Here is a 12,645-nt window from a genome sequence, read left to right on the forward strand (position 1 = left end):
CCTAAAATGTAACGTCGATTAATAAATCAACGTTACCGATTTTAGAAGATTTGAGAAGATTATAAAAACATTTTGCTAAGGTATATACTTTTAATCTTTTGTAATACGTCTAATTTTTTCTGATAATATGATAAAATATCATCTATTTTCTCAAATAAATCTCCTATAACAAGCTGTTCAGGATGTTGAGGGACTTTGACTTTAAACTTTTTAAAATCGGTTTTGTTAATTATAGGAGTAGCAGTTTTTCCAGCTATAGAACTAAATTGAACTTTATTTTTCTCCATACAAGTTAATATAAAATAAGCTGAGTTCTCCTTAGGTATAATGGCATTAATCTGTTGATTAAATGCCGCTGGCATCTGATTTATCGTATTCTTGCCTATAGAAGCAATAGAAGTTATTAATACAGAGTTTTTAGGTACCTTTCTTGCTTTTTTCCATCCTTCTTCGCTTAAATATCTCATGGATTCTGATGTTTTATATTTAAATACATCCGATGGTGTAATCCAAATATATCCATTCTTACCTTTCTCCCAGTAGCTTTCCATCTTTGTAGATGGTGTATTTCCAGTTAATACTTCACCTAAATCTCCCAAATTTGATAGTTTCCAGTCTTGTTCGAATGAATTGAATCGAATAGAAGGGATATCTTCTCTCAGACTAGGGAACATTTTTCTTAAGAGAACTTGTTTTTTCTGATTTAACATGTTAAAACTTCTTTGATGAAGAGCTATTATTTTTTCTAATCGTTTAAGGAATTTAGCAATCTCCAATTGTTCTTTTTCATGAATTGGAATAATAATGTTCTTCTCGAAGAAACTATTAACAGGTATATTAAGTAACCCATGGTTCCTAGCACCTTCTGCTGATAATTTCATAACTTCACGATGCCATTTATTTGTGTCATAGTAAATACTTAAAAAGTCTGTGTTAACCTTTTTAGGTCTAAAAACTATATACAATGATGAAAGGGCGCCTTGGTCATACTTATCCAAACGTTTCACTGTACCGAGAGGAAAACCATTTGAATAACTTTTATTATATGCAAAATCACCTTTCTTTAATAAGTAGTAGTTACTCATATCTTTGCTAGCCACTTGTTTATTAAAATACGTGTTTTGATCTACTAAACCATCTTGAGCAGATATTGTAAGTGGAAGTGTAGATTCATTGTTTTTATTCTTTCGAGTTACCCGTTCTACAATTGTATTTAACTTACGCTGTTCCCAAATTAGTTTATATAATTTTTGATAAGAATGTAAAAATATTACGATGTGTTAATTTAAAAAGGCTCTGCTGAATTTTATCAGCAAAGCCTTTTTTAGTTAATTCAGAAAAACAGCCACAGTCAATTCATCATAGTTGATATCATAAATATCGAATAACTCCATTACAAATTTCATCTTAGTACTATTGGAATATCCAACATTCATAAACAAACCTGGAGATATCATGACCTTATCTTCTTGATCAGTTGTACTAAAAATTGAACCCAAGCCGGTATTACTTGAATTTACTAAATCTAAAATTAAATTGATATCTTTTTCAACCAGCACTTTAACAATATCAATCATAAAATCTTTCCATGTATTAATAGCTACATAGTTCTCATCTAAAAATGTATAGCCTTTTATATAATAATTTGTAAAAGTTTGCGTACCATCGAAAATCACCATTTCTTGATTAAACGTGACAGGTTGATAATCGGTTGTTGGGTATTCCCAGATGTTTAAAGCTCTTTCAATGATAGCATCTCGTCTTTCAATAATCTCTTGTTCCCCCCATGAATCTTTATGAGATGGAAGTCGATTCAGAAATGAAAAATGACTGTCTTTAAATCCTTTCTCAATATTTTGCTTATCAGTAAATGGTCTGTTACTGTATTTTGAATTATAACCTGTAAGAGTCAGGTTACCGATTGAATTTAAATACATATCGTGTACTTCTTTATAATTATCACCAAGCTCGCTTATCCATTTAGGACTGAGAGTTTGAGGCATAATATGTTCAATACTGTAATCCTGATTTTGAACTCCATCATATATATTTAAATTTTCAACATGGCCGTGATTTTCCAAACGTTCAAAAATATAGGTTCTTATTTTTGGACTGATATTGTACATATTTCTTGATTTAAGGCTCTCTTCGACTTCTTGGTCAGTAGGGAATCTTCCGGTACTTGGTTTTGTCAGTAATAGATATGAAATGATTTCTGACTCGGATACATTATTCTCTGATTTACTCATATGTTTCTTCATATCTTTATATAATGTGGCAAAAATTTTGTTGAGAGCGTTGGATGGTATTGCAGTAATTAAACGTCTGGCGATATATGATTCGACAGTATTAAAAATTGAAATGACTTGATTCACATCAATCTTGTTATCAGAGTAATCTTTTAGAATAGCCAATACAAAAGGTATAGCAACAGTCACTTTAATTTCTTCTAAACGTTTCAAAAATTCATTTATCCTTTTATTATCAGTATTAAACTTTAATATATGTTGGTAAGCAATCGAGTATTCTGCTAGCTCTTTGAAGAAGTCCTTCTTAATATTTTCATTTGAATCTCTCTTGGAATCGACGGCATTATAGTATTCAACAAAAGCTTCATATACCTTTGCGATTACGGGAGTTTTACCTTCTTTAAGAGTTAGGAAATCTTTGAAAAAGTCAGACATTCTTAGATGAGTTCTTTCTTCAATAGGCTGCCAATAATTATTAAACAGTTCCGATTGTACAGTTTGTGCCTCGTTCATTAAGAGGTAATTTCGTATTTTATCTGCGTTTGTTAAATCCACACCAGTAGAGTTTAAACTTTCGAAAATCAGCTGAGGATCATCGTCCGGTGAATTCAGGTTAACCACCATTACCTGTAACTTATTAATAGACTCGAATAATTCATCCAGACTTATATTAAGTTCTGAAAGTCTATTATAGAAATAGTTATAGTTCATGGTAATATTGGATGTTTGAATATGAGTTCTGGAATCGCTATATAGCTTTTTATAAGCTTCAAAATCACGAGGGTTAGATTTTAATTTTTGTTTGTCAGGATCATTGCTGAAGCTGTTAATTAAAAAGCCATCATTTAAATTATTAGGATTTATTGTTTGTTGAATAATATTATTATTGCTCATATAATTTTTCATTGCGAGAATGAGTAGAGAGATAGTAGTGATACGTTGCTGCCCATCAATAATAATAATTTCTTGTGAGTAGTCACCGGGTTTCACTACAATACTGCCAAAGAAATGAGATTGTTTATCTTCCTCGTGCAAGCTAATTAAATCATCTATGAGTCTTTTACAGTTCTCTTTTTTCCAGTCATAGTTTCTTTGATAGACTGGAATTATTAATTTCGTTGCACCTCGCAGATATTCACTTATATATCTAACGTTGCCTTCCATAGAAACACTTCCTCTAAATAAAATAATATAACCTTACTGTACATTAAAATAGAAAAATTTAGAATTCTTTGTTATACAATAGATAGATAAGCTGTCCATAAAAATTATAAATGAGGTAAATATATTGATAAAAGTAATCATAGACACTGATACTGCAGGCGATGACACAATCGCAATTCTAACTGCCCTGCATAATTTCGACGTTCTCGGTATTACAATCACTGGCGGTAACGTTGATTTTAATCAGCAGATTGATAATGCGTTATATACAACTCAAGTTGTTGGTAAGACTGACATCCCTGTTTATCCGGGATACAGTGGTCCGATCTTCGGCAATACTGAACAGGAGCATACGACTGTTGAAGATGTGCATGGAAGTGATGGTATGGGTGATTCTTTCTTCCCTAAACCTGAACGTTCTGCTGAAGCGGCGCATGCGATAGATTTTATCATCGATACAATTAACGAGAATCCCGGTGAAGTTTCGCTTCTTGCGATTGCGCCTTTAACTAACATTGCTATGGCGATTAAAAAGGATCCTGGTATCACAGAGAAAATTGAGCATTTGTATATTATGGGAGGCACAAACAACGCTTTAGGCAATATAGTGCCGGCTGCTGAGTATAACTTTTACGTTGATCCCGAGGCAGCTAAGTTGGTGCTGCAGTCAGGTATTGAAATGACTATGGTCGGCTGGGATATGTGTACAGATTACTCTCTGATGTTCGATGAAGAACATGATGAAATTGAAAGCTTTGGTACAGCAGGTGCACAGTTCTTTAAAGACGTGAACAAAGTAGTGAAGAAGTTTAATAAAGAAGTACATAAACTGAATGGGACGACTCACCCTGATACACTGCTGGTTGCAATCGCAGCTGATGAAAGGATTATGGAGAAGTCCAATAAGTATTACGTTGATGTAGAGACTAAAGGTGAACTGACTAGAGGCTACAGTCTTGTTGATATCAACGGACGATTAGGTAAGGACCCAAATGTCAGAGTATGTGAAAAAGTAGATAGGGATTTATTTAAAGAGCATTTGTATGATGTTTTGAAAGATATCAAATAGTCAAACGTTCTTACGAGGTTATATTCGTAAGAACGTTTTATTTTACTCAAATATTGCTTTATAAAGTATTTTAACTATATTATCAATCTCATCAATATCCAGACTAGCGAATCCCAAAACATATTTTTTCCATTCATCATCATTACTGACATAGTCTGTCGAGAATCTTCTCATATCGTACAATTCTAAAGAATATTGCTCGGCGCTAGTTTTTATTTCATCATATGATTTCTGTGTTTTAAATTTAGCTGTGAAATGCAGTCCAGCAGGGATGTCTGCAATTGCCACTTTGTCTTTAAAGTATTTTTTTAAAGAGGAAATGAGTGCAGTTCTGTTATTTTCATAGTACAGATTCATCTTTTTAACGTGTCTGCTGTACTCTCCAGATTCAATAAAATATTTTAAAGTGTAGAGTTGAATACTGTTATTACCTTGCAGCCAATTTTTATGTTTTGCTTTATAAAGTTCCAGTAAGTGTAGTGGCAAAATCATATAAGTCATCCTGAGACTTGGTAAAAGTGTTTTAGAAAACGTACCGATATAAATCACTTTGTCATTTTTATCAAGACTGTGGAGTGATGGAATGTTATCAGTACCATATTTAAATTCACTGTCGTAATCATCTTCAACAATATAGCGGTTTTCTTTCTCAGATGCCCAGTTCAGCAAATCTATTCTTCTCGATATAGGCATAATAGTCCCAGTAGGGAACTGATGAGATGGTGTCAGGAATTGTAGAGTTGGATTCTCTTTTTTAATAGTTTTTATGTCTACCCCATGATTATCTAAAGGTATCTCTGCTACATTAATACCTTTATCTATAAGCATATCCCTAACTCTCGCATACCCGGGATTCTCTATTCCTGCTTTAATATCTGATTTAAATAAACCAACTAGCTGATCAATAAGCGGCTGTGTACCGGTCCCGATTATAATCTGTTCTGCATAGCAGTTTATGCCTCGGGTGATTTTCACTAAGTCTCTGATTGCTTCACGTACTTCAATCGGTCCCTGAGGATGGCTCAGCTGAGAAATTTCATATTGGTGATATTTAATAACCTGTCTTTGAAAGCTAATCCACTTTTTATGAGGGAAGTGTAGACTGTTTGTTGTCATATGAGATAATGAGTACTTGTATTCTTTATGTTTTTTACTTTCTATCAATGATTCTTTTAATTTTTCACGGTTTGAGTGTTCTTGTTTAAAGGCATTGAGTTCCACTATGTAGTAACCTTTTTTCTCCAGAGCGTAGACATAACCTTCTGCAATGAGCTGTTCGTAAGCAGTGGCAACAGAGTTTATACTGATTGCCAAATCTTTTGCCAGTTCACGTTTCGAAGGGAGTTTATAGTCTTTCGGCAATTGTCCTGAAATTATTTTTTCTTTTAATATCTCATAAATCTGGCGGTATTTATATGTTGATTTCTTTGAATCAGATAAGATGATTTCTAACATAAATGAGTCCTCCATAATTGTAATCTGGTGCCTATATTATCAGAAAATTGGTACTTTCAATTATACCAGACCCTGACATAATGGTTAATATTACAATTATGAAAGGGGATTCATAAAATGACAAGAACAAAAGATTTGCAGGAAAAAAGAAATAAATATGTAGCGAGAGGTGTCAGCAACGGTAATTTAAGTATTGCCGGTAAAGCACATAGTGCTACTATTACTGATCCGGAAGGCAATGAATTTATAGACTTTGCAGGGGCTATTGGAGTACAAAATGTTGGGCATACACACCCCCGAGTAACAGAGGCAGTTAAAAATCAGGTGGATAAGTTTTTACACCCGGGCTTCAACTGTATTATGTATGACGGCTATATTGAGCTTGCAGAAAAACTATGCGGTATCACACCAGGTGATTTCGATAAGAAAGCAATTCTTTTCAACTCGGGTGCAGAGGCTGTAGAAAATGCGGTTAAAATGTCACGTAAGTATACAGGAAGAAATGCGGTGGTTTCATTCAAACGCGGATACCATGGTCGTACTAACTTAACAATGAGCATGACAAGTAAAGTAAAACCTTATAAAAATGGATTCGGACCATTTGCTTCCGATATATACGCTGCACCATTCCCTTATGTATATCGTAAGCATGCAGCATTAACAGAAGAAGAATACATCGAGCAGTCTATTAAGGAATTCCACGACTTCTTTATCGAAACTGTTGCACCTGAAAATGTTGCTTGTGTTGTTATGGAGCCTGTTCAGGGTGAAGGCGGATTTATCGTTCCATCAAAACGTTTTGTTGAAGCAGTGGTTAAATTCTGTAAAAAGAATGGAATCGTGTTTGTTGCTGATGAAATTCAAACAGGATTCGGCCGTACTGGTAAAATGTTTGCATCAGAGCACTTCGATATTGAGCCGGACCTGATGACGGTATCTAAATCGCTGGCAGCCGGATTACCATTAAGCGGTGTCGTCGGTAAGTCAGAGATTCTTGATGCAGCAGAGCCGGGAGAACTGGGCGGTACATTTGGCGGTAACCCTGTAGCGTGTGCTGCAGCATTAACAGTGATTGATATTGTTAAGGAAGAGAATCTTTGTGAGAAGGCTGAGCAACTTGGACAAAGACTGGAAGAGGCTTTAAAAGCTCATGCTGAGAAACATTCATTTATTGGTGAAATCAGACGTCTTGGTGCAATGGTTGCAGTTGAGATTGTAAATGATGACAAAGAAAATTCTCCGAACAAAGAACTGACTGGTCAGATTGCGAAGTATGCTAATGATAACGGATTGATCTTATTATCTGCAGGTATTTATGGAAACGTTCTCAGATTCCTGGCACCTCTTGTTATCAGTGATGATGAACTGGACAAAGGACTGAGCATTCTTGCCGAATCATTAGAAAAGGCAGGTAAGTAACTATGGCAGAAACTTTTGATATTAAAAATCCGGCAACAGGTGACGTTATTGATACTTTAGAAATCAATACGAAAGATGAAGTACTGGCGGCGATTGAAGACTGCCAGGAAGGTTTTAAAGCATGGCGTGAAACGGATGCTCATTACCGTTCAGGAGTTATAAAAGAATGGTTCCGTTTAATTAATGAGCATAAAGATGAACTTGCAGAAATCATTACAAAAGAAAGCGGGAAACCGCTGGCGGAGGCATTGGGAGAAGTCGCATACGCCAATGCCTACATAGAATGGTATGCAGAAGAAGCAAAACGCATCTACGGCAGAACGATTCCTGCCAACTCACCGAATAAAAATATCATTATTAAAAAGCAGCCTGTAGGTCTTGTTGCCGGTATTACACCGTGGAACTTTCCGGCAGCGATGCTGACACGAAAAGTTGCACCGGCACTTGCAGCAGGATGTTCCTTCATCATTAAGCCGGCAGCAGAAACGCCACTGACTACAATGAGACTTGTGGAACTCGCATATCAGGCGGGCGTTCCTGAGAATGTATTTAAAGCAGTTAACGGTTCTGGAAGTGATATTGGTAAAATTTTCACTGACAGTCCGTTAGTTAGAAAGATAACATTCACAGGTTCAACTCCGGTCGGGAAATCACTGATTGAAAACAGTGCAAATACAGTAAAACATGTATCCATGGAACTGGGCGGACATGCTCCAATTATTATTTGCGGTGATGCCGATATTGATATCGCTGTTGACCAGACAATTGCATCGAAATTTAGAAATGCAGGTCAAACTTGTATATGTGCAAACAGACTGTTTGTACATGAATCCATTGCCGATGAATATGCAGAGAAGCTGAGTGCGAAAGTTGCTCAACTCAAAGTGGGAAACGGATTGGATGAAAATGTTCAAGTTGGTCCTTTAATTAATAAAAAAGCATATGACAAAGTCAGTGAACAGGCAAACAATGCAAAAGAACTGGGTGCCGATATTGTATGCGGCGGTGATGGGATTGTAGATGCGGATAAGGAAACTTACTTCTATAATCCGACAGTAATTAAAAATGCAAATCAGGAAATGAAGATCATGAATGAAGAAACATTCGGACCGCTTATTCCTATTCAATCATTCTCAGAAATTGATGATGCAATTGAACTTGCGAACGGTTTACCGTACGGCCTTGCTGCATACTATTTCACTAATGATTATAAAACAGGATTATATCTATCAGACCAGCTGGATTTTGGGGTAATCGGCTGGAATGACGGAGCACCATCTGCAGCACACGCACCATTTGGGGGATTAAAAGAAAGCGGACTTGGAAAAGAAGGCGGAATAGAAGGTATTGAAGCATATCTGGATACGAAGTATTTATCGATTGGTAATTTAATTTAATAAGGAGCAGAGATATTATGTATACACCAAAGGATTCATCTAAATCTCCACGTTTTGTGGGGCCAAGAACATTTATGAGATTGGAAAATATCAGAACTACAGAAGATGTGGACTTTGCTGTTATCGGTGTTCCGTTTGATACGGCAGCATCTAACCGTACTGGACAAAGATACGGGCCTCAACATATCAGAGATTTTTCAGTACTTCTGCGACCGTATAATCCGGATCAGGATATAAATATCTTTGATTATTGTTCAGGGGTAGATTATGGAGATATTAATGTTATTCCAGGGAATATTCACCAGACATATGAAAATATTGTTGAGAGTTTAACACCGGTTTTAGAAAATGATATTACACCGATAATGATGGGTGGAGATCATTCAATATCTTTGGGACATTTACGAGCATTCCACAAAAAATTCGGACCTATAGCATTGATTCATTTCGATTCTCATGGAGATACATGGGATAACTATTTTGGAGAGAAATATATGCATGGCACACCTTTTAGAAGAGCCGTCGAAGAAGGTTTAATAGATACTGAACACTCTATCCAAGTAGGAATGAGGGGGCCATTATACGGTCCCGGATGCATTGAGGATGCGAGAGATTTAGGTTTCGAAGTTATTACAATGAGAGAAGCAAGAAAAATGGGCTTTGACAGAGTTTCCGAAAGAATTAAAGAACGTGTCGGAAACTCAAAAGCTTTTGTCTCATATGATATAGATTTCCTTGATCCTGCTTATGCACCGGGTACTGGAACACCAGAAGTCGGCGGGCCTACTTCTTTTGAAGGGCTCGAGTTCGTAAGAAATCTGAAAGGGCTGGACGTAAAAGGTTTTGATCTGGTTGAGGTATTACCAACTTATGACAGCGGAGAAATAACAGCTGTAGCTGCATCATCAATAATCTTTGAAATGATAACCTTAATTGCTTTAAATAAACGTGATTTATCATCTTAGAAGAAGATGTAATGCATCAAACAGGGGGATAAAACACCATGGAATTATTGGATTACTTAATATTTGCAATCTATTTTATAGTGCTGATAAGTATTGGCGTCATGGGGATGATGAGAGCCAAAACCAGTGAACAGTATATGGTTGCAGATAGAAACTTAGGCGTTTGGATGTTATTTGGTTGTTTAACTGCCGTATTTTTAGGCGGTTCATCAACTATAGGATCATCTCAGTTGGGTTATGAAATGGGACTGTCAGGTATCTGGTTTGTATTTTCAATGGGTCTTGGTATTACTTTATTTGCACTTGTATTCCTGGACCGGGTTATGGGATTCAAACTATTAACAATAAGTGAATTGTTGGGCAGATTATTCGGAACAAAATCGAAATTAATTGGTGCTGTAGTTGCAGCAACCTACACACTGCTTATAAGTGTGACTCAAATAATAGCGATTGGCGCACTGCTGTCAGGAGTATTCGACTGGAAACTGACAACTGCAATAATCATCGGCGGTTTTATAGTTTTCTTCTATACAATACTTGGTGGAATGTGGACACTGACAATTACTGATATAATCCAATTTTCTATTATGACTATCGGGATATTCGCTATTATGTTGCCGCAGAGTTTAGGGGCAGCAGGCGGTTTTGAAGGGTTGAAATCTACTTTGCCAAGCAGCTACTTTAACTTAACGGAGATGGGATTTAGAGAAATATTATCTTATCTGTTAACTTATACGCTAGGTATGATGGTTGGACAGGATATTTGGCAAAGATACTTCACTGCTAAAAACACAAAAGTGGCTAAATCAGCAGGTATTTTAGTGGGTGTGTACAGTTTATTATATTCACTAGCCATGGTAATTATTGGTATGTGTGCCCTAGTTGTGCTCCCTGGTATTCAAAATACACAGGACGTTTTTACAACTATGGCATTTGAAACAATATCAACAGGGTTTCTAGGTATAGTATTTGCAGCTGTTACAGCAGCTATTATGTCGACAGCGTCAGGAACACTGCTCGCATCTTCGACATTAATATCTAAAGATATATTAAAGGATCATTTCTTCACTAAAGTCAATGATACAAAATTTTTACTAATCTCCAGAATAACGACGTTTGTGTTAGCTGTCCTGGCTATAGTAATTGCATTATGGATACAAGAATTGTTAGTAGCAATTGATGTTGCGTATGCAATACTTGCAGGATCAATATTTGTACCAATTCTATTCGGTTTATTCTCAAGGAAAATTACACCAAATGCAGCCTTTTCCGCAATATTACTGTCTGCATTCACTGTAATAATTGGCTTGTGGATTGAAGGGCTTGGTGCTAGTAACCCTATAATCTATGGTATTGTCGTTAATATTATCACTATCATCACTGTATCTTATTTTGATAAAGGAAATAGAAGAAAAAGAAGAGATTTTGAAGCAGAACTTGATAGACCATAGAGAACTAATATAGACAACATGACTTCAAGTGGGAATCGAGTGGAACAACATAAATTTTCTAAATCATTTTCTTTAATAGATTTACTGTTTATGGCTACAGGAGCAATGCTTGGCTGGGGATGGGTAGTTCTATCCGGTGACTGGGTATCGCAAGCTGGTTTTGCGGGAACAGCTATTGCATTTACACTCGGCGGAATTTTAATTATATTTATAAGTTTAACATATGCTGAACTCGCCTCTTCAATACCGAAGACGGGCGGAGGAATGGTTTTTGTCCTTAGAGCATACAAACCGAAAGTGATAGGATATTTTGCAGCATGGAGTGTTTTGTTTGGTTACGTGTCGGTAATCACTTTTGAAGCGGTAGCTTTGCCTACGGTAATTGACTACATTATCCCTTCTGAACATGTTGGACATCTATGGTCAGTTGGCGGAGACGATGTATTCTTTACCTGGGTGATAATCGGATCATTGGGTTCGATTATATTGACTTCGTTAAATTATTTTGGTGTGACACCAGCTAAAATTGTTCAAAATGTATTAACACTTGGTGTCGTTGCAGCAGGGATTTTATTAATGGTCAGCGGACTTACGTTGGGTGATACAGAAAACTTACAGCCAATGTTTGGCGGTGGTATTGGCGGTATGATGACAGTTCTGGTAATGATACCTTTTCTGTTTGTAGGATTTGATGTTATTCCTCAAATTTCTGAAGAAGTAAAATCGCCTCCGCACTTAATCGGGAGAATACTTATAGGATCGATTATTGTAACAGTTATATTTTATATACTAATTGCATTTGGTGTATCTATGGGACTGACTGAGTCACAACTGGACGGTTCCAGCCTGGCAACAGCAGATGCAATGAGAGTGATGTTTGACAGTAGAATAATGGCGAACATTATCGTTATTGCAGGTGTCGCAGGTATTATTACGAGCTGGAATGCATTTATCATTGGCGGGAGCCGTATTTTATATGCGATGTCGATTCGTAAAATGATTCCGCTATGGTTCGGTCATATTCATCCTAAATATAATACACCGGTTAATTCGATATTGTTCTTAGGTATTCTTGGTGCTGTTGCACCTTTACTTGGACATGCATCTTTAAACTGGTTCGTAAATGCCGGAGGAATTGGTATTGTACTTGGATACTTAGTCGTTTCAATTTCGTTTTTAAAATTGAGAAAAACAGAACCGAATCTGGAACGACCATTTAGTATTAAAAGATGGAAAGTAATCGGTCTGATTGCAGTTATTCTAAGTATATTATTTATACTTCTCTATATGCCGTTCTCACCATCAGCATTAGGATGGCCGATGGAATGGTATATCGTAATCGGGTGGTACCTGATCGGATTTACTTTCTTTATGCTGGGTAAAGAAAAACATATGAACCGGGACTATAACGACGGTATTGACAGTTCAAAAGGAATTAATGAGTAAGATTTCAGGGACAAAACTTTTGTTTTGTCT

9 protein-coding genes are annotated in these 12,645 nt (G+C 36.2%); 6 read left to right on the forward strand and 3 right to left on the reverse strand.

Annotation, left to right across the window (positions count from 1 at the left end; translation table 11 throughout):
- Positions 1-59: 59 nt before the first annotated feature.
- Positions 60-1,100 (reverse strand): restriction endonuclease subunit S, encoded by a 1,041-nt coding sequence (locus HNR41_RS11335; protein WP_229714937.1) that lies wholly within the window; start codon positions 1,098-1,100, stop codon positions 60-62.
- A 228-nt stretch (positions 1,101-1,328) separates the two neighbouring features.
- The gene (locus HNR41_RS00695; RefSeq protein WP_184280743.1) at positions 1,329-3,413 is read right to left on the reverse strand and encodes a DUF262 domain-containing protein; all 2,085 of its coding nucleotides are present in this window, start codon (positions 3,411-3,413) and stop codon (positions 1,329-1,331) included.
- A gap of 124 nt (positions 3,414-3,537) precedes the next feature.
- On the opposite strand from HNR41_RS00695, the gene HNR41_RS00700 reads away from it, so the two are divergent.
- Entirely contained in the window at positions 3,538-4,482 is a 945-nt protein-coding gene (locus tag HNR41_RS00700; protein ID WP_184280745.1) for a nucleoside hydrolase, read from the forward strand.
- A 42-nt stretch (positions 4,483-4,524) separates the two neighbouring features.
- On the opposite strand, the gene gabR is transcribed toward HNR41_RS00700, so the two are convergent.
- A complete protein-coding gene (gene gabR / locus HNR41_RS00705; protein WP_184280748.1) occupies positions 4,525-5,937 on the reverse strand; it encodes a MocR-like transcriptional regulator GabR in 1,413 nt (470 codons plus the stop codon).
- Between the two features lie 117 nt (positions 5,938-6,054).
- Here gabR and gabT point away from each other — a divergent pair, with 117 nt between their 5' ends.
- The 5 genes from gabT to HNR41_RS00730 are packed head-to-tail and all read left to right on the forward strand — an operon-like array spanning position 6,055 to position 12,615.
- The gene (gene gabT, locus HNR41_RS00710; protein WP_184280750.1) at positions 6,055-7,356 is read left to right on the forward strand and encodes a 4-aminobutyrate--2-oxoglutarate transaminase; all 1,302 of its coding nucleotides are present in this window, start codon (positions 6,055-6,057) and stop codon (positions 7,354-7,356) included.
- A gap of 2 nt (positions 7,357-7,358) precedes the next feature.
- Positions 7,359-8,753, forward strand: a complete 1,395-nt coding sequence (locus HNR41_RS00715; RefSeq protein WP_184280752.1) for an NAD-dependent succinate-semialdehyde dehydrogenase — start codon at positions 7,359-7,361, stop codon at positions 8,751-8,753.
- Between the two features lie 17 nt (positions 8,754-8,770).
- Positions 8,771-9,718, forward strand: coding sequence for an agmatinase (speB, locus tag HNR41_RS00720; protein WP_184280754.1), 948 nt, complete (start codon positions 8,771-8,773; stop codon positions 9,716-9,718).
- Positions 9,719-9,756: 38 nt separating this feature from the next.
- Positions 9,757-11,169 (forward strand): sodium:solute symporter family protein, encoded by a 1,413-nt coding sequence (locus HNR41_RS00725; protein ID WP_184280757.1) that lies wholly within the window; start codon positions 9,757-9,759, stop codon positions 11,167-11,169.
- A gap of 39 nt (positions 11,170-11,208) precedes the next feature.
- Positions 11,209-12,615, forward strand: a complete 1,407-nt coding sequence (locus HNR41_RS00730) for an APC family permease (protein WP_376698640.1) — start codon at positions 11,209-11,211, stop codon at positions 12,613-12,615.
- The last annotated feature ends 30 nt before the right edge of the window (positions 12,616-12,645 follow it).

Source organism: Jeotgalicoccus coquinae (assembly GCF_014207425.1).
In the GTDB taxonomy this organism is placed as follows: Bacteria; Bacillota; Bacilli; order Staphylococcales; family Salinicoccaceae; genus Jeotgalicoccus; species Jeotgalicoccus coquinae.

Coding starts and splice junctions, on each gene's coding strand:
- HNR41_RS00695 (WP_184280743.1), bottom strand. CDS start 3,413: ATGGAAGGCAACGTTAGATATATAAGTGAATATCTGCGAGGTGCAACG.
- gabR (WP_184280748.1), bottom strand. CDS start 5,937: ATGTTAGAAATCATCTTATCTGATTCAAAGAAATCAACATATAAATAC.
- gabT (WP_184280750.1), top strand. CDS start 6,055: ATGACAAGAACAAAAGATTTGCAGGAAAAAAGAAATAAATATGTAGCG.
- HNR41_RS00715 (WP_184280752.1), top strand. CDS start 7,359: ATGGCAGAAACTTTTGATATTAAAAATCCGGCAACAGGTGACGTTATT.
- speB (WP_184280754.1), top strand. CDS start 8,771: ATGTATACACCAAAGGATTCATCTAAATCTCCACGTTTTGTGGGGCCA.
- HNR41_RS00725 (WP_184280757.1), top strand. CDS start 9,757: ATGGAATTATTGGATTACTTAATATTTGCAATCTATTTTATAGTGCTG.